This window comes from Burkholderia sp. JPY481 (assembly GCF_038900515.1).
GTDB classification, from domain to species: Bacteria; Pseudomonadota; Gammaproteobacteria; order Burkholderiales; family Burkholderiaceae; genus Paraburkholderia; species Paraburkholderia youngii.
This window is the reverse complement of sequence record NZ_JAYMRT010000003.1, coordinates 457154-476170: the sequence shown is the minus strand read 5'-3', so window position 1 is coordinate 476170 and position 19017 is coordinate 457154. Positions and strand designations below refer to the sequence as shown.

The following is a 19017-nucleotide window of genomic DNA, read 5'->3' as shown; positions in this document are numbered from 1 at the left end:
GGAAATTGTATGGAAGGCCTACGCCGAATCGGAAGGCGCGCAGTCGATCTGCCGATCGTGCAGCGCGGACGCCACCAGCCAGGCGCTTGCGCCGGTGGCGGCCGCGGCGGCCAGATCGTCGCGATTGCGGATACCGCCCGCGCCGATCAGCGTGGTGTGAGCGGCGGCTTGCGCGCGCAGGCGCTCGAATGTCGCGAGATCGGGGCCGGCGTAGCTGCCGACCTGGTCGAGCGTCATCGCGATCACGCGCGACGGCCACCATGCCGACGAGCGATCGAGCGCGGTCGCGGCGAGCAGTTCGCCGGCGCGATGATCGAGCGACAGGATCGGCGCGAGGCCGGCGCGCTGCGCCGCATGCACGGCACGGATTTCGCGAAGCGTCTCCGAGCCGAAGACCGGCACGAGGGTCGCAGGGATTGAATTGGCAGTAGGGCTGTCGAGTTGATCAACAGCAGCGTCGATGCGCTCGAACAGCGCGCGCATCGATGCGTAGTCCGCGAAACCCGCGTCGAGCCACAGTTCGATGCCGGGCAGCGCGGCACGCAACGCGGCAAGCGTCGAAGCATGCGCGCCGCGCTGCAGGATGGCGCCGAGATCGGCGATATAGAGCGTGCGCGCGCCGCTGGCTTCGAGTAGCGCGCGGGCGGTAGCAAGTGGGTCGCTCGTCGCGACGAGGCGGGACCGGATGGGCCGATAGGCGCTCCGCTCGCCGCGTACCGCGCGGACGACCTGACCGTCGAGCAGATCGAGAACAGGTATCACCTGCATAGAGGGGCGCTTTCCTTTGACCAAGATCTTTGTTTATGAGTATCTCACCGGCGGCGGCATCGACCCCGAACTCGCCGGCGCAGGCAGTCTCGCCGATTTGAGCGCGCTGATCGTCGAAGGACGCGTGATGCGCGACGCACTGGTCGCCGCCTTGCGTGAACTGGACGGCGTGCACGTCACCTTCGCGACCTCGCGCTTCGAAACACCAGCGGCGGGCGACGCTCATTGTATGGCCGCGCCCGGCGAATCGATGACGGCGTTCGTCGCGCGCGTGGCGCGCGAGCACGACTACGCGTGGGTGGTCGCGCCGGAATGCGACGACCTGCTGCTGCGCTTTCACGATGCGGTCGGCACCGCCCGTTGGCTCGGCTGCGCGAAGGAAGCGATCCGCGTCGCGTCGAGCAAGAGCGCGACCGCGGCGTGTCTTGCCGCGCATGGCATTGCGACGACGCCGGCGCTCGAACCCGGCGACCCGGCCACGCAGCACGGCGGCCGCTGGGTCGTGAAACCGGACGACGGCGCGGGCGGCCTCGACACGATCGTCTACGAACGCCTCGCCGATGCCTGCGCCGAGTACGAAGCGCGCGCGGCGGCCGGGCGCAATCCGGTGCTGCAAGCGTGGGTCGATGGCGAGCCGTTGAGCCTGTCGCTGATCTGCCGCGGCGACGCGACCAAGCTGCTCAGCATCAACCGTCAGCAGATCGGGCTGAGCGGCGGCGACGCGCCGGGCGAGGTGGCGCGGATCGTCGAGTTCGACGGCGTGCTGGTCGATCAGATCGACCAGCACAGCGACATGGGCCGCGCGCTCGACACGCTCGCGCATCGCGTCGCGCGGGCGATCCCGGGTTTGCGCGGCTTCGTCGGCATCGATGTCGTTTGGCATCCGCAGCGAGGGCCGGTCGTGATCGAGGTGAATCCGCGTTTGACGGTCGCTTATGCCGGGCTGTCGGCGGTGCGCGGCAGCGGCCTGACGCGCGCGCTGCTGGCCGCGCATGGCGTGCGACTCGAGCGCTGCGGTGCGCCGCGCGCCAATCCGCTCACATTCGAGGTGCGTCCTTGAGCCCCGCCCGTTCGAACCCGGCGGTGCGGTTCGGCTGGGACGTCGGCGGTGCGCACGTGAAGGTGTCACTCATCGACGGCAGCGATGCCGTGCACGACGTCGTGCAATGGCCGTGTCCGCTGTGGCAGGGTCTCGACCATCTGCACCGCACGATCGACCTCGTCTTCGAGCGCTGGCCGCAGGCGCGCACGGGCGCCGCGCAGCATGCGGTGACGATGACCGGCGAGATGGTCGACCTGTTCGCGGATCGCGCCGAAGGCGTGCGCGCGATCGTGGCCGCGCTCGCGCAGCGGCTCGGTTCATCACTGCGTTTCTACGCCGGCGACGCCGGCTGGCTCGCCGCCGACGACTGCGCGGCCGGCTGGCGCCAGGTCGCGTCGGCGAACTGGCTCGCGACCGCGAGCTGGGTCGCTACCCGCATGCCGAACGCGCTGCTGATCGACATCGGCAGCACCACCACCGACATCATTCCGATCGTCGACGGCCGGGTCGTCGCGCGTGGCGCGACCGATGCGGGCCGGCTCGCGAGCGGCGAACTCGTGTATCACGGCGTCGTACGCACGCCGTTGTGCGGCGTCGCGCATCGGATCGAATTCGGCGGTGCCACGCTGAACGTGATGAACGAATGGTTTGCGACCACCGCCGACGTCTACCGGCTGACGGGCGAACTGGACCCGCTGCACGACGTGCAGCCGAGCGCCGACCAGGGGCCGAAGACGCCGGCGGCGAGCCGCGCGCGGCTCGCGCGCATGATCGGGCACGACGCGCACGACGCGTCGGACCTCGAATGGCTGCACTTTGCGCGGCGCTGGCGCGCGCTGCAGGTGCGCGAAATCGGCGCGAACCTGATGCGCGTGGTCGCCGCGCAGCCGGCGCTCGCGGCCGCGCCGCTGGTGGGCGCGGGCTGCGGCCGCTTCCTCGTCGCCGCCTTGGCGCGCGACGAAGCGCGCGGCTATATCGACTTCGGCGCGTTGGCGGGCGTGCCCGATGCCAGCGCGGCGTGGGCGGCGACCTGCGCGCCGAGCGTGGCGGTCGCGCTGCTCGCGGCGCGCGAACCGGGAGCGCAGCGGCGAAGCGCGCGTGGCGTCGCCGCGCGCGCGGCATGAGTTGACCGGTGCGGCGCCGCCCGAATACACGGCGCCAACGCACGAGTAGCGCAAAGAGGGACAGTGGGGACGATTGGGCGAGCGGGACAAGTTCGGTGATGAACGAGGTTGCGAATCGACGCGACCCGGCCGGGCACTCAACTGGACGCGAGGACAACAGTCATGTGGGTGGTCAAGATCGGAGGCAGCCTCAGTCACGACCCGGCACTGCGCCACTGGCTCAGCGAGCTATGCGAAGTCGGCGGCGGACGCGTGGTGATCGTGCCCGGCGGCGGCGATTTCGCGGACAAGGTGCGGCAGTATCAGGGCGAGTGGAACTTCGACGATCTGGCCGCGCACAACATGTGTCTGCTCGCGATGACGCAATATGCGCTGCTGATGCAAGGTGTGTCGCCCGAACTGGTGATCGCGTCGAGCGAGGCGAAGATTCGCCGCACGTTGCGCGACGGCCACGTCGCCGTGTGGGTGCCGACCGCGCTGATGCGCGACACGCCCGACGCGATGAGCAACTGGGATACGACCTCCGACAGCCTTGCCGCCTGGCTATCGACGATGCTCAACGCGGAGCGGCTGATCGTCGTCAAATCCTGTCCGATCGCCGCCGACGATCCGCTCGAAATGCTGGCCGCGTCGGGGGTGGTCGACCGCAAGTTCGTCGACTACGTGACGGATGCGAACTATGTGGTCGAACTGCTCGACAAGAGCAACGTCGCGCTGATGCGCGACCGTTTGCTGAATATTCCGGTGATGTGAGGGATGGCTGAACCTTAGAGCCGCGTCGCGCTCGTCGAGCCCGGCAGCGGTGCGCCGCCATCGACGCGGATTTCGCCAGCCGGCCGATGCAACGCGCTTGCCCATTGCGCGACGCGCTCGGGATCGAGCCGCGAGCGGCGCCCGTCGGCGCACAGCGCGGTGCGAAAACCGGCCACGTCGGGCGCCAGCGCGCGGATCTGCGGCAACTGCGCCCAGCCGAGCGCACCGGCGATGCCCACCATTGCGCCGCGCTGACGCGCGAGCCGCAACCAGCGCGCGAGCGAGTCGACATCGACGTGATCGAACAGCGTGCCGCCGTCCTTGCTCGCGGTATCGAACATCAGGCCGGCAAAGCCGAGCGCCGCGGTGTGGCTGACGAGGTCGTCGTCCATGCCGCCGTCGCATAGCAGCACCGGCACGACGGTGGCCGGCAGATTCGCGAGTTGCTCGATGCAGTGCCGCGCGGCCGGACCGCGCGCGACCCCGACCTTCACATAGTCGACGCCGGCGTCGCTGACGTCGATCACGCGCGTGGCGATCTCGTCGAACGCATCGGCCGGCACGTCGCCGATCGCCGCGCTGATCGGCTTGACCGGATAGCGCGCCCGCAGCTGTCGCGCGATGTTCGTAATGGCGCCGATCGACAGGCCGCCGAGCGCGCCGTCGTTCGGTTCTTTCAGGTCGATCAGCTCGGCGCCGGCGCGTGCGGCGTCGAATGCTTCCTCATCCGAGCGGACGCTCGCAAGCAATGCGGTCATCAGGGTTCTCCCGGCAAACGGGTTCAGTGATGGGCGGACGTGGCGGCGTGATTGGCCGCCCCTTCCAGATTCGCGCGGTAGCGCGCGACCGCGGCGACGAGCCAGCCCCATGCGGTGCGCTCGTTGTCGCCGGCGGTTTTGTCGATCGCGATCTGCAGATACGCCATTTCTCGATCGACCTTATCGGCCGGCAGCATGAAAAGCCGGCTTACCAGAATCGCGCCTTCCACGACCGCCGACTGCGCGCGATTGAAGCCCGCGAACGGCGCGTGGTTTTCGCGGTGCACGCATTTCATCGCCAGTACCGGGCGCTCTTTGTCGTCTTGCAGTTCGTCGAGTTCGAGTTCGGCGTGGGCCAGCGATTCGGCCAGCCGCACGCTCGCGACGCGACTTGCGGCCACGGTCGGCCAATCGGTCGCGTAGTGCGTGACGCAGCCCGCGAAGATGCGCACGTCGGTGGTGAAATTGAGCACGGCCGAGCGCGTCGCGACGATGTTGTCGAGCGTAACCGACGGTCGGAAAGGCGAAAGGATGATGCGCTCACCCTCGTAGCGCGCGCCCATCGGCGCGATATGAGGACGGCCATCGCACGCTGCCGTGGTGACGATCGTTTCGTGGATCATGGTTGGGAACGTTTGTCCCGACAGCGCTGGAAGGCCGGCCGTCAGCAGAGGTCAAACACAAACGGGAACCGCAAAGGGGCCGCGGCGTGCGGCCCGGTTGCGGGCTTAACGCGTAGCGACATACATCACGATTTCAAAACCGAGGCGTACGTCGGTGTAGCTCGGAGTCGTCCATTGCATACGTGCTTCCTCCTTCGGTTGAAACTGCGGTTGGAACTGCGGTTCGAACTGCTCTGAGCCGCCGGCCCGGCGAAATTTCATGCCAGATGTCGACAGCAGCCGGCATCACGCAATCTCCATGCCCGTGCGTGTGCCGGCCGGCCAGGCGGGCGCGGATTCGAGCGCTAATACAGCGCTCGGCGAATTGCGCCACGCCCTGGCGCTTGCGCGGGTTGCCAGACGCAACCGTCCGCGCGTTGTGGCGGAAACGAAGCAAAGTGTTCCACGCGATTCGCTATTCCGATTGCGCTGTCACGCCGTGCCCCTCCCCCACACTAAGCGATTCTGCTCCCATTGCCGTTTCATGGCGTGAAAAAGAAACTAACGATGTGATAGCGATAATCGATCCATTAAGTCTGCCAAATAAAATCGTGAATTCCCCTTGGGCGTGTCCATGCCTACAGTGCAACTCAAGCGCTTCGTTCTTCCGGCAGTGCGCTTGCCACCTTCGAGGACACGTCATGAACGATTTCAGTCAACCGCCGATCCAGCCCGGACATCAAGCGCGCGATCCGCACAATCCGCGCGAGCGGTACGCGGCGGGCGTGATGAAATACCGCGAGATGGGTTACTGGCAACCGGACTACGAACCGAAAGAGACCGACGTGATCGCGCTCTTTCGCATCACGCCGCAACCCGGTGTCGAACCAGAGGAAGCGGCGGCCGCGGTGGCCGGCGAATCGTCGACCGCGACGTGGACGGTGGTGTGGACCGACCGCCTGACCGCCTGCGACATGTATCGCGCGAAGGCGTACCGCGTCGAACCGGTGCCGGTGTCGCGCGCCGACGAGCCGCAGTACTTCGCGTACATCGCGTATGAACTCGATCTGTTCGAAGAGGGCTCCGTCGCGAACCTGACCGCGTCGATCATCGGCAACGTGTTCGGCTTCAAGCCGCTGAAGGCGTTGCGGCTCGAAGACATGCGCATCCCCGTCGCGTATCTGAAGACCTTCCAGGGGCCGCCGACCGGCATCGTCGTCGAGCGCGAAAGGCTCGACAAGTATGGACGGCCGCTGCTCGGCGCGACGGTCAAGCCGAAGCTCGGGCTGTCGGGCAAGAACTATGGACGGGTGGTCTACGAGGGCCTGCGCGGCGGCCTCGATTTCCTGAAGGACGACGAGAACATCAACTCGCAGGCCTTCATGCATTGGCGCGACCGCTTCCTGTTCGCGATGGAAGCGGTGAACCGCGCGCAGGCCGAAACCGGCGAGGTCAAAGGGCACTACCTGAACGTGACGGCCGGCACGATGGAGGACATGTACGAGCGCGCCGAATTCGCGAAGGAGCTCGGCTCGTGCATCGTGATGATCGATCTGGTGATCGGCTGGACCGCGATCCAGTCGATGTCGCGCTGGGCCCGCAAGCACGACATGATCCTGCATCTGCATCGCGCGGGGCATAGCACGTACACACGGCAACGCAATCACGGCATCTCGTTTCGCGTGATCGCCAAATGGCTGCGCATGGCGGGCGTCGATCATGCGCACGCGGGCACCGCGGTCGGCAAGCTCGAAGGCGATCCGCTGTCGGTGCAGGGCTACTACAACGTGTGCCGCGACGCGCACAACGCGGTCGACCTGTCGCGCGGCCTATTCTTCGATCAACCGTGGGCCGGCTTGCGCAAGGTGATGCCGGTCGCCTCGGGGGGGATTCACGCGGGGCAGATGCATCAACTGCTCGACCTGTTCGGCGACGACGCGATCCTGCAGTTCGGCGGCGGCACGATCGGCCATCCGGCCGGCATCCAGGCCGGCGCGACTGCGAACCGCGTCGCGCTCGAAGCGATGGTCAAGGCGCGCAACGAGGGCCGCGACATTCTGCGCGAAGGGCCCGACGTGCTCGAAGCCGCCGCGCGCTGGTGCACGCCGCTCAAGCAGGCGCTCGATACGTGGCGCGACGTGACTTTCAACTACGCGTCGACCGACACGCCCGATTTCGCCGCCACACCGACCGCGGCCTAAGAGAGCCGAGCGTTACTCGCCAGCGCTTCACGAGCGCATCCGCAACGCGGTGCCACGGCACCGCGCGGGGCGCCGTTGACACCGTTCTGAACGCGACATCCATCAACGAGGTTCGTCATGCGTATTACCCAAGGAACGTTTTCTTTTCTGCCCGAGCTGACCGACGAGGAAATCGGCCTGCAGATCGACTATGCGCTGCGCCAGGGCTGGGCCTGTTCGGTCGAATTCACCGACGACCCGCATCCGCGCAACACGTACTGGGAAATGTGGGGTCTGCCGATGTTCGACCTGCACGACGCGGCAGGCGTCTTGCAGGAGGTCCGGGCCTGTCGCGAGGCGCGGCCGCAGCACTACATCAAGGTCAACGCCTTCGATTCGGAGCGCACCTTCGAGACGATGCGCCTGTCGTTCATCGTCAACCGGCCGGATGCGGAGCCGGGCTTCCGTCTGTCGCGTCAGGATGCGCAGGGGCGCATGCAGCGCTACAGCACGACGGGCTATGCGATCGACCGGCCGGCGGGCGAGCGCTACGGAGCGACGGGCTGAGCCGCTGACCGGGCACGAGGGTGCAAGCCAGGCACACGACAACCCGCAGCAAGGAGGAGCAATGACTGACGCCGCCATCGTGGACGCAGTGCCCGCGTCCACCGCGCACCGCGACGACGCCACCCCCCACATCGACCTCGCGGCGCTGTACCGCGACTCGGGCATCGGCGACGTGCTCGGCGAACTCGATCGCGATCTGGTCGGGCTCGCACCCGTGAAGACGCGCATTCGCGAAGTCGCCGCGCATCTGCTGGTCGAACGCGCACGGGCTTCGCTCGGTCTCGCGGGCGGCGCGCCGACCTTGCACATGTGCTTCTCCGGCAACCCCGGCACCGGCAAGACGACGGTCGCGCTGCGCATGTCCGAGGTGCTGCACCGGCTCGGCTACATTCGCCGCAATCATCTGGTGTCGGTGACGCGCGACGATCTGGTCGGCCAGTACATCGGCCATACCGCGCCGAAAACGCGCGATGTGCTGAAGCGCGCGATGGGCGGCGTGCTGTTCATCGACGAAGCGTATTACCTGTATCGCCCGGAGAACGAGCGCGATTACGGGCAGGAAGCGATCGAAATCCTGCTGCAGACGATGGAAAACCAGCGCAGCGACCTGGTCGTGATTCTGGCCGGCTACGCGTCGCGGATGGAAGTGTTCTTCGAGAGCAATCCGGGTTTCCGCTCGCGCATCGCGCATCACATCACGTTTCCCGATTACGAGGAAACCGAACTGCTCGAAATCGCCGAGCGGATGCTCGACACCATGCACTACCGCTTCGATGCCGCGTCGCGTTGCGCGTTCGCCGACTATCTGGCGCGCCGCATCCGTCAACCGAATTTCGCCAACGCGCGCTCGGTGCGCAACGCGCTCGACCGCGCGCGGCTGCGCCAGGCGAACCGCCTGTTCGCGAGCGCGTTGCAGGGTGGCGAGCCGATCGACGCCGCCACGCTGACGCTGATCGACGCCGCCGACGTGCGCGCGAGCCGCGTATTCGACGAGCCCATGCAGCCGTCCTTGCCACCGCCTTCCACCGCGCGCGCCGTCACGGTGCCGCCGGGCTGAATCTCGACACCATCGAAGGAGAACGCCATGCAGGACGGACGCACGACACTTTCGAAGTTCCTGATCGACACGCTCGATCGCCCGCCATGTACGGAAAGCACGCGGGACACGGCGGGACTCTCCGCGCTGCTCATCGACGTCGCGGCCGCCATCAAATCGATCTCGGCGATGCTGACCAAGGGCGCGTTAGGCGGCAACTACGGTTCCGCGCAAACGCTCAACACGCACGGCGAGGAGCAGAAGAAGCTCGACGTCTCCACCAACGAGATTTTCGTTCAGCAATGCGAGTGGGACGGCTTGCTGGCCGCGATGGTGTCGGAGGAAATGGAGCACGTGTACCCGATTCCGCCCGAGTATCCGCGTGGCGAGTATCTGCTGGCGTTCGATCCGCTCGACGGCTCGTCGAATATCGACATCAACGGCGTGGTCGGCTCGATCTTTTCGGTACTGCGCACCCGCGATCCGGCGGAGGATGCCAGCAGCGAAGCCGCGTTCCTGCGGCCGGGCTGCGAACAGGTGGCGGCCGGCTACGCCGTGTATGGACCCTCGACGATGCTGGTGCTGTCGGTCGGCAACGGCACGCACGGCTTCACGCTGGAGCGCGACATCGGCAACTTCGTGCTTACGCATTCGAACATCCGGATTCCGGAAGAAACCGGCGAGTTCGCGATCAACGCATCGAACGAGCGCTTCTGGGAGCCGCCCGTGCGCCGCTACGTGCAGGAGTGCAAGGACGGCCGCAGCGGCTGCCGCGCGCGCGACTTCAACATGCGCTGGATCGCGTCGATGGTCGCGGAAGTGCATCGCATCCTGATGCGCGGCGGCGTGTTCATGTATCCGCGCGACTCGAAAACGCCGGCCATGGAAGGGCGCCTGCGCCTGCTCTACGAGGCGAACCCGATGAGCTTTCTGGTCGAGCAGGCGGGCGGTCTCGCGATTACCGGCCGCGAGCGCATTCTCGAGCTCGCGCCGCGCGCGCTGCATGGCCGCGTGCCGGTGATCCTCGGCTCGAAGAACGAGGTCGAGCGCATTGCGCGCTATCACGGCGAATACGACCGCGGCGAGGACAAGCCGTTCTCGTCGCCGCTGTTCGGCACGCGCTCGCTGTTCCTGCCGGATTTCACGGCGTGATCAGCGGCTCACGAGACGAAGAACCAGTCATCCGGAGACAAACGTATGTCAGTCAAACATCCGATCATCGCGGTGACCGGCTCGAGCGGCGCGGGCACCACCACCGTCATGAAGAGTTTCATGCATATCTTCAGACGCGAGCACATCAATGCGCAGATCGTCGAAGGCGACGCGTTCCATCGCTACGACCGCAACGGCATGCGCGCGGCGATGCACGAGCGCGAACGCGACGGCGTGCCGAATTTCAGTCACTTCGGGCCGGAAGCAAACCTGCTCGAAGAACTCGAAACCCTGTTCACGCGCTACGGCGAAAACGGCGGCGGGCAGTTTCGTCGCTACGTGCACGACGCGGCCGAAGCGCAGTTGTACAAGCAGGACAGCGGCACCTTCACGCCGTGGGAAGACGTCGCGGCCAATAGCGACCTGATGTTCTACGAAGGGCTGCATGGCGCCGCGGTGACCGACAAGGTCAACATCGCGCGGCATGCGGATCTGCTGATCGGTGTCGTGCCGATCATCAATCTCGAATGGATCCAGAAGCTGCACCGCGACCAGACGATGCGCGGCTACACGCACGAAGCGGTGGTCGACACGATCCTGCGCCGTATGCCCGACTACGTGAACTACATCTGCCCGCAGTTCTCGCGCACGCATGTGAACTTCCAGCGCGTGCCGACCGTGGACACGTCGAATCCGTTTACCGCCCGCGAGATTCCTCAGCCGGACGAGAGTTTCGTGGTGATCCGCTTCGCGCGGCCGAAGGGCATCGACTTCCAGTATCTGCTGACGATGCTGCCCGACTCGTTCATGTCGCGCCCGAACGTGATCGTCGTGCCGGGCGGCAAGATGGGGCTCGCGATGCAACTGATCTTCACGCCGATGATCCTGCAACTGATCGACCGGCGCTCGCGCGCTTGAGCACAACGCTGCCCTGCCGACGTTCGTTTCGCAAGGAGAATTTCGATGAGCGCAGTCGCGCAACCGCTTGACGCACCCGCCGCGCGCCCGATGGCCGACGCGCTGCGCATGCTCGCAATCGACGCGGTGGAAGCCGCGAAGTCGGGACACCCCGGCATGCCGCTCGGCATGGCCGAGATCGCGGTCGCGTTGTGGGACCGGCATCTGAAGCACAACCCGCGCAATCCCGCGTGGCCAGACCGCGATCGGTTCGTGTTGTCGAACGGACATGGTTCGATGCTGCTGTATGGACTGCTGCATCTGACGGGCTATGACCTGCCGATCGACGAATTGAAGCGCTTTCGCCAGTTGCACGGCAAAACCCCGGGGCATCCCGAGGTGGGCGTCACACCCGGCGTCGAGACGACCACCGGACCGCTCGGCCAGGGGCTCGCGAACGGCGTCGGCATGGCGCTCGCCGAGGCGTTGCTCGCACGCGAGTTCAACCGGCCCGGGCACGGAATCGTCGATCACCGCACCTATGTGTTCGCCGGCGACGGCTGCCTGATGGAGGGTATCTCCCACGAAGCGGCGTCGCTCGCGGGCACGCTGAAGCTCGATAAGCTGACGGTGCTGTACGACGACAACGGCATCTCGATCGACGGCAACGTCGCGCAATGGTTCGCCGACGACACGCCCGCGCGTTTCGCGTCCTACGGCTGGCATGTGGTGCGCGAGGTGGACGGCCACGACGTCGATGCGGTCGATCGCGCGTTGCTCGCGGCGCGCGCGACCGGCCGGCCGACGCTGATCTGCTGCCGCACGGTGATCGGCCAGGGCGCGCCGTCGAAGGCCGGCACGCACGACGTGCACGGCGCGCCGCTCGGCGCCGACGAGGTGGAACGCACACGCCGCGCGCTCGGCTGGCCGCATCCGCCGTTCGAGATTCCGGACGAGATTCGCGCGAACTTCGACGCGAGCGCGCGCGGTGCCGCCGCGGAAGCCGAGTGGCGCGCGCGTTTCGATGCGTATCGCCAGCACTATCCGGTGGAGGCCGCCGAATTCGAGCGGCGTGTGCAGGGCCGCTTGCCCGCGCATTGGTACGACACGGTTCGCGCGCTGCTGCGCGATGCGGATTGCGCGGCGGAATCGATCGCGACGCGCAAGGCTTCGCAAAAGGCGATCGGCGCACTCGCGCGCAGCCTGCCGGAGCTGCTGGGCGGCTCCGCCGACCTGACCGGTTCCAACCTGACGGACTGGCCGGGCGCGATCGACGTGCGCAGCGATGAAAACGGCTTACGCGGCGGCAACTACGTGCACTACGGCGTGCGCGAGTTCGGCATGAGCGCGGTGATGAACGGCATCGCGCTGCATCGCGGCTATCTGCCGTTCGGCGGCACCTTCCTGACCTTCTCCGACTACGCGCGCAACGCGTTGCGCATGGCCGCGCTGATGAAGACGCGCTCGATCTTCGTGTTCACGCACGACTCGATCGGCCTCGGTGAAGACGGGCCCACGCATCAGGCGGTCGAACACGCGGCGAGCCTCCGGCTGATTCCGGGGCTCGACGTCTGGCGTCCGTGCGATACCGTCGAGACCGCGCAGGCGTGGGCCAGCGCGGTGGAGCGGGAAGGACCGTCGTGTCTGTTGCTGAGCCGGCAAAACCTGCGTTTCGTCACGCGCTCCGCCGTGCAGATCGCCGCGATTGCGCGGGGCGGCTATGTGTTGCGCGACTGGCTCGATGACGGAGGGCAAGAGCAACCGGCGCGTGTCGTGCTGATCGCCACCGGCTCGGAAGTGTCGCTCGCGCTCGACGCGATCGCGCCGCTCGCGACCGCCGGCATCGCCGCGCGCGTCGTATCGATGCCATCGACCACCGCGTTCGACCGGCAACCGCGCGCCTGGCGCGACGCCGTGCTGCCGCCGGGCGTGCCGCGTGTCGCAATCGAGGCGGGCGTGCGCGCGTTCTGGCGGCAATACGTCGGGCTCGACGGCGGCGTGGTCGGCATCGATACGTTCGGCGAATCGGCCCCGGCCGCCGCGTTGTTCGAGCATTTCGGGCTGAACGCGCAGGCGGTGATCGACGCAGCGCGGCGCGTCGCGGACCGCGCGCGTTGAGCACGCCGCTCGACAAGATTTCATTTCATATCGAGGAGCACGCAATGGCCTTCATCACCCTGCGGCAACTGCTGGATCACGCGGCCGAACACGACTACGGCGTGCCCGCGTTCAACGTCAACAACATGGAGCAGATTCACGCGATCATGCGCGCGGCCGAGGCCACCGATAGCCCGGTGATCCTGCAGGCGTCGGCCGGGGCGCGCAAGTATGCGGGCGAGCCGTACCTGCGCCATCTGGTGCTCGCCGCGCTCGAAGCGCACCCGGACATTCCGCTCGTGCTGCATCAGGATCACGGCGCGAGCCCCGCGGTGTGCCAGCAGGCGATCCGCTCGGGCTTCACGTCGGTGATGATGGACGGCTCGCTGTTGCCCGACCAGAAAACGCCCGCCGCGTACGACTACAACGTCGACGTGAGCCGGCGCGTGGTGGACGCCGCGCATGCGGTCGGCGTGTCGGTGGAGGGCGAGCTGGGCTGTCTCGGCTCGCTCGAAACCGGCACGGCAGGCGAGGAGGATGGCGTCGGCGCAGCAGGCAAGCTGACGCGCGAGCACCTGCTGACCGACCCCGACGAAGCGCGGCGCTTCGTCGACGCGACCGGCGTCGATGCGCTCGCGATCGCGATCGGCACTTCGCACGGCGCGTACAAGTTCAGCCGCGAGCCGACTGGCGACATCCTCGCGATCGACCGGATCGCCGATATCCATGCGCGCATTCCCGACACGCATCTGGTGATGCACGGTTCGTCGTCGGTGCCGCAGGAATGGCTCGCGGTGATCCGCGAATACGGCGGCGAGATTCCGACCACCTACGGCGTGCCCGTCGACGAAATCCGCCGCGGCATCGCGCACGGCGTGCGCAAGGTCAATATCGACACCGACATCCGTCTCGCGATGAGCGGCGCGATGCGCAAATCGCTCGCCAATGCGCGCTCCGAGTTCGATCCGCGCGCGGCCCTGAAGGCGGCCACCGCCGCGGCTAGCGCGATCTGCATCGAGCGTTTCGAAGCGTTCGGTTGCGCGGGGCAGGCGGCGCGCATCAAGCCGCTGCCGCTCGACACGATGGCGAGCCGCTATCACTGACGCCACTGGTACGGAGAACGCAATGCGCGAATTCCTGATTGCTCCGTCGCTGCTGTCGGCGGATTTTGCCCGCCTCGCCGACGAGATTCGCGACGTAACGGCGGCCGGCGCGGACTGGATTCATCTGGACGTGATGGACAACCACTATGTGCCGAACCTGACCGTAGGGCCACTCGTGTGCTCGGCGATCCGGCCGTACACGTCGCTGCCGTTCGACGTGCACCTGATGACCACGCCGGTCGATCCGCTGGTGTCGGCGTTTGCCGAGGCGGGCGCGAACCTGATCAGTTTTCATCCGGAGGCGACGCTGCACGTGCATCGGACCATCGAGCTGATCCGCTCGCACGGCGCACGCGCGGGGCTCGCGCTGAATCCGGCGACGCCGCTCACGGTGCTCGATCATGTGCTGGAGATGCTCGACGTCGTGCTGGTGATGTCGGTGAATCCGGGCTTCGGCGGCCAGGCGTTCATTGCCGAGACGCTCGATAAGCTGCGGCGGCTGCGCGAGCGCGTCGACACGACGATGCAGCGCACCGGGCGGCCGTTGCTGATCGAAGTGGACGGCGGCGTGAAGGCGTCGAACATCGCGCGTGTCGCCACGGCGGGTGCCGATGTGTTCGTTGCGGGATCGGCCGTGTTCGGCGCGAGCGATCGCGCGCAGGCGATTCGCGGCATGCGCGGCGAACTGGCTACCGTCGACGAACCCGCGGCCGTAGCGGCCATGCAGTGACGGCGCGGCAGGTTCAGCGCTTCTTCATCGTCTCGCCCGGCCCGCACCAGACGCTGAGATCTTCCTCAGGCCGGTCGACCGCGCAGCCCCAGTCGAGCGGCTGGTCCTGATCGAAGCGCTTGCCGAGCCGCCACGCGATTTCCGCGCGCGCAAGCTGCACGCCCATGTAGAACGCGTGGCCGCCGTCGGTTTCGAGGTTCAGCTGCGGGTACAGCGCGAACGGATCGTCGCCGCGTCGATGGCCGTCGCGGTTGTACACGTGAATGCCGTCGGCGCTGATCTGCACGCGGAAATTCGGATCACGCACGGCGCGCGCGAATTCGTCGATTTCTTCGGCGCTGTACAGAAAAGGCCGTTTCGCGTGGACCGTTGCAAGCTCGGTGCTGATGCCCTTCGGCAGCACTTGCGCATCGCGTGCGGCATGCATCACGCGGCGCGCGATATCGGCTTCGCGCAGCGCGCGCCGCGCATGCAGACTCACCGAAGTCGTCAGCACCGCGCCAACGCGCAATTCGGCCGCCATGCCGAGCAGCACCGCGTTGATGCCGCTCGTGTCCGCCTCGGTCAACTCGGTCACATTGCCGATGCCCATCATGATCGCGATGTCGGGATAGCGCTCGCGCAAGCGCACATAGCGCGCAATCGACGTGGCCAGCCCGAACGGAATCGGATCGAGAATCGGATCGGCGAGAAACGCGCGGCCGCGCGCGGTTAGCGCGTCGATCGCGGCGTCGAGCGAGGCGGCGTCAGCGGGTTCGCGCGCGACTAGGATCGGCGTCGACGGCACTTCGTCGGCGATCCAAAGCGTGTCGACGTTCAGGCTCATCAGATAGTCGGCGCCCGCGCGGCCGCCGCGCAGCAGTTCGTCGTTGCGCATCGAATCGACGCTGACGCGATAGCCTTCGGCCTTCAGGCGCCGTACTGCGTCTTCGAGATGCGGAAACGGCGTGTCCGGCAGACAGCCGATGTCGATCACGTCCGCGCCCTGGGCCGCATACTCGCGCGCCCTTGCGGCGATGCCGTCGAGGTCGAGCCGCGGCGCATCGACGATCTCCGCGAAAATCTCCGTGTCGTAGCGGCTCAGGTCGAACGGCTTCGCCTTGTGGCCGAAAAACTGCGGCAGGTCCTTGACCTCCTCGGGACCGCGCTCGAACGGCACGCCGAAGTGCGCGCTCAGCGCGTGGAGATCGCCGCGGCAGCGGCCCGGCACGATCACGCGCTGCGCGGCGAGCGGGGTGGGCAAGCGGCGCTGGATCATGTCGGCGGTCATCAACGCGGCGACCTGCAGGCCGATTTCGCGCACCTCCCAACTGAACGGCGCCGGCGCCATGCCGTCGAGCACGCGCCGCAGGCTCGGTTCGGCAAGCCGGCCGGTCAGGAAGAGGATGTGGTCCATGCGAGATCGAGGGTCGCGAGGCGTTGGGCGAGCGCCGCTTCGAGTTCGTCGAGCGAGCGCGCGAGCGTCGTGTATTCGAAGCGTGCCAGACGCTCGACGTTGTCGAGTTCGATCGCCCGTGGCCGCAGTTCGACCCATTCGTCCGGGCTATGCGTGATCACGCTCGGTTCGGTGTCGCATGCAAAGACGATGCCGGGGATGCATTGTTTGCCGGCCTGCGCGTACATGTTGGTCGGCAGAGTATCGGAGATGCCGTAAGCGCATTTGGCGACCGTGTTGCTGGTGGCTGGCGCGATCACGACCGTGTGATAGACGCCGTGATACAGCATGCCGACCGGTACGCCGCTCGCGCTGTTGTCGCGCAGCACCCGGAACTGTTCGCGCAGCTTGTCGAGCGGCCAGCCATAGAGCGGCAGCACTTCCTCGGCCGCCGCGGACAAAAACAGATCGACGCGCGGCAAGCGCCGCGCGAGCGCGATCGATTCTTCGAGCATGTGACCGGAGCCGGTCACGCACCACGCGAAGCGTGCATCCGGCTTGAAGTCGGCGAGATCGCGGGCGGCCTTCGGCGCTGACTCGTTAGGGGACGGCTGGGTCATGCGTCGAGATCGAGCGGCATACCGTCCGGCGGCGAGCCTTCGTGCGACAGCCGGATGTGCAGCCGGCGCATCTTGCGGTACAGCGTGTTGCGGCTGATGCCGAGCGCCTTCGCGACGTTGCTGACGTTCCAGCGATGCTCGTCGAGCAGCGACAGCACCGTCTCGCGCTCGTTCAGCTGGATCGCGTTCAGCGAAGAAATGTCCGCTTCGTCGGCGAGATGCCCGTCCATGTCCGCGTTCGCGAGGCGCAGCGCGGTCGGCAGGTCGACCGCCGAGGTGCGTTGCGTGACCTCGGGCGGCAGATGCTCGCAACGGATCGGCTCGCCGTCTGACAGCGCAATCGCCATCTGCAACACGTGACGCAGCTGACGGATGTTGCCGGGCCACGCATAAGTGAGCAGCGCGTGTTCGGCTTCCGGCGTCAGCTCGGGCGGATCGTCGGTTTCGTTGGCGAGCAGATGATGGATCAGCGGCAGCTTGTCGACGCGCTCGCGCAGCGCCGGCAGATTCAGCTCGACGCCCTTGAGCCGGTAATACAGGTCCTCGCGGAACTGGCCGCTTTGCACGAGTTCGAGCAGATTGCGGTGGCTCGCGCTGATCAGCTGGAAATTGACCTTGACGGTGGTCTCGGCGCCGAGCGGCGTGACCTCGTGTTCCTCGATCACGCGCAGCAGGCGCGCCTGCAGCACGAGCGGCATGTCGCCGATCTCGTCGAGGAACAGCGTGCCGCCGTTGGCCTGCACGATCTTGCCGCGCCGTCCTTCGCGCTGCGCGCCGGTAAACGCACCGGCGCGATAGCCGAACAGCTCACTCTCGATCAGGTTCTCCGGCAGCGACGCGCAGTTCACCGGCACGAACGGACCGTCGGCGTGCGGGCTGATGCTATGCAGCGCCTGCGCGAAGACTTCCTTGCCGGTGCCGGTCTGGCCGCGCAGCACGATCGGAATCTTGCGCTGGATCACGCGCGCGGCGAGTTGGATCTGCGAGGCCATGCGCGGGTCGCCGAATTCGAGGTGCGCGATTTCGTCGAGCTTCGGTACCGGCGCGTGCTTGTCGTGTTTCTCGTGCTTTTCGGGGGCGCTGCTGCGGATCGCGGAGTCGGTGACGATCACGCGCGTCACGCGCCCGGTGCCGTTCTGCGGCGTCTGCGCAACGAGGAAAAAGCGGTTCGTCGCATTCGCGCTGTAGACGGTGACCGGATGGAACGAGCCGCGAATGCTGCGCGCGATCATGTCTTCGAGCGACGCGTTGAACGCTTCCTCGATACGCCGGCCGCGTAGCTCGCTCAGCGAGCGGAAGCCAAGCTGGAACAGCGCGCTGCGATTCGCGGCGAGCACGGTGCTGTCGTCGCCGACCGCGAGCTTGCCGCCGTGCAGCGTGCCGACGAATTCCGGGCGGCTGTGGAAATGGATCATGTTGGCGTGCCGGTAGCGCGCATCGAGCAGACGGTTTTCGATCATCTGCCGCGACATGCCGACCAGCACCAGCGAGTGCTGCTGCAGCAGCTTCGAGCGGCTCGTGACGTCGAGCACGCCGGCGATTTCGCCGCCGTCGTCGAAGATCGGCGCGGCCGAGCACGTGAGCGACGTGTAGCGCGGATAGAAATGCTCGTGCTGACAGACGGCGATGCAGTCGCGCTCCGCGAGGCAGGTGCCCATGCCGTTGGTGCCGGCTTCGCGTTCGCTCCACAGCGCGCCGACGCGAAAGCCGTCGGCGGCGACCGCCTCGGCGAACGGCACGGACGACACCTGATGCACGATCACGCCGCCCGAATCGACCAGCACAACCGCGAGCTCGGGATCGGCGAGCTGCTGATAGAGCGTCGTCATCTCGAGCTTCGAACACGCGATCAGATCGCCGAGCGCCTCACGGCGCGCGCTGAGTTCGTATTCGGTGAGCACCGGCGGCGGCACGAAACGCGCGGGGTCCAGCTGGAATTCGTTGATGCAGCGCGTCCACGACTGAGCTACGGGTTCGCTTGTCGGGCGCGTGGTCAACTGGTGGTTGACCACGTTCAGAACTTCCCGGACGTGCGTACTGCTGTCAGCGAGCAACGACATGGGATTTGTCTCCGTTGCGACATTTCGGAAGCGTGACGGCTTTGCACGCTGCGAATGCCGCTTTATCAAGCCTGTCTGCCCTTGGTGCGGCGGATTCTCGGTCCGTCTGCTCCCTCGCGACCGGCCCTGCTACGAGGCGGATATTTAAAACTG

The 19017-nt window shown here is 66.9% G+C and carries 18 protein-coding genes; 11 read left to right on the top strand and 7 right to left on the bottom strand.

Annotation, left to right across the window (positions count from 1 at the left end):
• Nucleotides 1-18: 18 nt before the first annotated feature.
• Complete coding sequence (locus VSR82_RS11590; protein WP_429456913.1) at nucleotides 19-768, bottom strand: HisA/HisF-related TIM barrel protein; 750 nt, start codon at nucleotides 766-768, stop codon at nucleotides 19-21.
• 16 nt (nucleotides 769-784) lie between these two features.
• On the opposite strand from VSR82_RS11590, the gene VSR82_RS11585 reads away from it, so the two are divergent.
• From VSR82_RS11585 to VSR82_RS11575, 3 genes are all read left to right on the top strand, one after another.
• A complete protein-coding gene (locus tag VSR82_RS11585) occupies nucleotides 785-1828 on the top strand; it encodes an ATP-grasp domain-containing protein (RefSeq protein ID WP_368624041.1) in 1044 nt (347 codons plus the stop codon).
• Complete coding sequence (locus VSR82_RS11580) at nucleotides 1825-2934, top strand: hydantoinase/oxoprolinase family protein (protein WP_429456915.1); 1110 nt, start codon at nucleotides 1825-1827, stop codon at nucleotides 2932-2934. Before VSR82_RS11585 ends, VSR82_RS11580 begins: the two co-directional genes overlap by 4 nt.
• 162 nt (nucleotides 2935-3096) lie before the next feature.
• Nucleotides 3097-3687, top strand: a complete 591-nt coding sequence (locus VSR82_RS11575; RefSeq protein ID WP_176107471.1) for an amino acid kinase family protein — start codon at nucleotides 3097-3099, stop codon at nucleotides 3685-3687.
• A 14-nt stretch (nucleotides 3688-3701) separates the two neighbouring features.
• On the opposite strand, the gene VSR82_RS11570 is transcribed toward VSR82_RS11575, so the two are convergent.
• The 3 genes from VSR82_RS11570 to pqqA form a co-directional block, all read right to left on the bottom strand.
• On the bottom strand, nucleotides 3702-4445 hold the full coding sequence (locus VSR82_RS11570) for a (5-formylfuran-3-yl)methyl phosphate synthase (RefSeq protein ID WP_429456917.1): 744 nt from the start codon (nucleotides 4443-4445) through the stop codon (nucleotides 3702-3704).
• A gap of 23 nt (nucleotides 4446-4468) precedes the next feature.
• Nucleotides 4469-5068 carry a DUF447 domain-containing protein gene (locus VSR82_RS11565; RefSeq protein ID WP_429456919.1) on the bottom strand — a complete coding sequence of 200 codons (600 nt, stop codon included), beginning with the start codon at nucleotides 5066-5068 and terminating at the stop codon, nucleotides 4469-4471.
• Nucleotides 5069-5173: 105 nt separating this feature from the next.
• Nucleotides 5174-5248: a pyrroloquinoline quinone precursor peptide PqqA gene (gene pqqA, locus VSR82_RS11560; protein WP_113062024.1), complete on the bottom strand. Its 75-nt coding sequence runs from the start codon at nucleotides 5246-5248 to the stop codon at nucleotides 5174-5176.
• Between the two features lie 500 nt (nucleotides 5249-5748).
• On the opposite strand from pqqA, the gene VSR82_RS11555 reads away from it, so the two are divergent.
• The 8 genes from VSR82_RS11555 (at nucleotide 5749) to rpe (ending at nucleotide 14809) form a co-directional block, all read left to right on the top strand.
• On the top strand, nucleotides 5749-7248 hold the full coding sequence (locus tag VSR82_RS11555; RefSeq protein ID WP_429456922.1) for a form I ribulose bisphosphate carboxylase large subunit: 1500 nt from the start codon (nucleotides 5749-5751) through the stop codon (nucleotides 7246-7248).
• 117 nt (nucleotides 7249-7365) lie between these two features.
• Nucleotides 7366-7794, top strand: coding sequence for a ribulose bisphosphate carboxylase small subunit (locus VSR82_RS11550; protein ID WP_429456924.1), 429 nt, complete (start codon nucleotides 7366-7368; stop codon nucleotides 7792-7794).
• 61 nt (nucleotides 7795-7855) lie between these two features.
• Nucleotides 7856-8851, top strand: a complete 996-nt coding sequence (gene cbbX, locus VSR82_RS11545; protein ID WP_429456926.1) for a CbbX protein — start codon at nucleotides 7856-7858, stop codon at nucleotides 8849-8851.
• A 27-nt stretch (nucleotides 8852-8878) separates the two neighbouring features.
• Nucleotides 8879-9982: a class 1 fructose-bisphosphatase gene (locus tag VSR82_RS11540; protein ID WP_368586113.1), complete on the top strand. Its 1104-nt coding sequence runs from the start codon at nucleotides 8879-8881 to the stop codon at nucleotides 9980-9982.
• 45 nt (nucleotides 9983-10027) lie between these two features.
• Nucleotides 10028-10900 carry a phosphoribulokinase gene (locus tag VSR82_RS11535; protein ID WP_498857703.1) on the top strand — a complete coding sequence of 291 codons (873 nt, stop codon included), beginning with the start codon at nucleotides 10028-10030 and terminating at the stop codon, nucleotides 10898-10900.
• 45 nt (nucleotides 10901-10945) lie between these two features.
• Nucleotides 10946-12997 (top strand): transketolase, encoded by a 2052-nt coding sequence (gene tkt / locus VSR82_RS11530; RefSeq protein ID WP_429456931.1) that lies wholly within the window; start codon nucleotides 10946-10948, stop codon nucleotides 12995-12997.
• 44 nt (nucleotides 12998-13041) lie between these two features.
• Complete coding sequence (gene fba / locus VSR82_RS11525) at nucleotides 13042-14079, top strand: class II fructose-bisphosphate aldolase (RefSeq protein ID WP_410849792.1); 1038 nt, start codon at nucleotides 13042-13044, stop codon at nucleotides 14077-14079.
• Nucleotides 14080-14101: 22 nt separating this feature from the next.
• Nucleotides 14102-14809, top strand: a complete 708-nt coding sequence (gene rpe, locus VSR82_RS11520) for a ribulose-phosphate 3-epimerase (protein WP_410849793.1) — start codon at nucleotides 14102-14104, stop codon at nucleotides 14807-14809.
• A gap of 13 nt (nucleotides 14810-14822) precedes the next feature.
• On the opposite strand, the gene VSR82_RS11515 is transcribed toward rpe, so the two are convergent.
• The 3 genes from VSR82_RS11515 to VSR82_RS11505 are packed head-to-tail and all read right to left on the bottom strand — an operon-like array spanning nucleotide 14823 to nucleotide 18864.
• Entirely contained in the window at nucleotides 14823-16205 is a 1383-nt protein-coding gene (locus VSR82_RS11515) for a DUF6513 domain-containing protein (protein ID WP_429456935.1), read from the bottom strand.
• Nucleotides 16184-16804, bottom strand: coding sequence for a flavoprotein (locus VSR82_RS11510; protein ID WP_429456937.1), 621 nt, complete (start codon nucleotides 16802-16804; stop codon nucleotides 16184-16186). Before VSR82_RS11510 ends, VSR82_RS11515 begins: the two co-directional genes overlap by 22 nt.
• A complete protein-coding gene (locus tag VSR82_RS11505; RefSeq protein ID WP_498857702.1) occupies nucleotides 16801-18864 on the bottom strand; it encodes a sigma-54-dependent Fis family transcriptional regulator in 2064 nt (687 codons plus the stop codon). The genes VSR82_RS11510 and VSR82_RS11505 overlap by 4 nt, the downstream gene beginning before the upstream one ends.
• Nucleotides 18865-19017: the final 153 nt, after the last annotated feature.

Excerpts from the sequence above, each read along its gene's own strand:
- VSR82_RS11590 (WP_429456913.1), bottom strand. The coding sequence starts at position 768 with ATGCAGGTGATACCTGTTCTCGATCTGCTCGACGGTCAGGTCGTCCGC.
- VSR82_RS11575 (WP_176107471.1), top strand. The coding sequence starts at position 3,097 with ATGTGGGTGGTCAAGATCGGAGGCAGCCTCAGTCACGACCCGGCACTG.
- VSR82_RS11570 (WP_429456917.1), bottom strand. The coding sequence starts at position 4,445 with ATGACCGCATTGCTTGCGAGCGTCCGCTCGGATGAGGAAGCATTCGAC.
- VSR82_RS11565 (WP_429456919.1), bottom strand. The coding sequence starts at position 5,068 with ATGATCCACGAAACGATCGTCACCACGGCAGCGTGCGATGGCCGTCCT.
- VSR82_RS11555 (WP_429456922.1), top strand. The coding sequence starts at position 5,749 with ATGAACGATTTCAGTCAACCGCCGATCCAGCCCGGACATCAAGCGCGC.
- VSR82_RS11550 (WP_429456924.1), top strand. The coding sequence starts at position 7,366 with ATGCGTATTACCCAAGGAACGTTTTCTTTTCTGCCCGAGCTGACCGAC.
- cbbX (WP_429456926.1), top strand. The coding sequence starts at position 7,856 with ATGACTGACGCCGCCATCGTGGACGCAGTGCCCGCGTCCACCGCGCAC.
- VSR82_RS11540 (WP_368586113.1), top strand. The coding sequence starts at position 8,879 with ATGCAGGACGGACGCACGACACTTTCGAAGTTCCTGATCGACACGCTC.
- VSR82_RS11535 (WP_498857703.1), top strand. The coding sequence starts at position 10,028 with ATGTCAGTCAAACATCCGATCATCGCGGTGACCGGCTCGAGCGGCGCG.
- tkt (WP_429456931.1), top strand. The coding sequence starts at position 10,946 with ATGAGCGCAGTCGCGCAACCGCTTGACGCACCCGCCGCGCGCCCGATG.
- fba (WP_410849792.1), top strand. The coding sequence starts at position 13,042 with ATGGCCTTCATCACCCTGCGGCAACTGCTGGATCACGCGGCCGAACAC.
- rpe (WP_410849793.1), top strand. The coding sequence starts at position 14,102 with ATGCGCGAATTCCTGATTGCTCCGTCGCTGCTGTCGGCGGATTTTGCC.
- VSR82_RS11515 (WP_429456935.1), bottom strand. The coding sequence starts at position 16,205 with ATGGACCACATCCTCTTCCTGACCGGCCGGCTTGCCGAACCGAGCCTG.
- VSR82_RS11510 (WP_429456937.1), bottom strand. The coding sequence starts at position 16,804 with ATGACCCAGCCGTCCCCTAACGAGTCAGCGCCGAAGGCCGCCCGCGAT.
- VSR82_RS11505 (WP_498857702.1), bottom strand. The coding sequence starts at position 18,864 with ATGTCGTTGCTCGCTGACAGCAGTACGCACGTCCGGGAAGTTCTGAAC.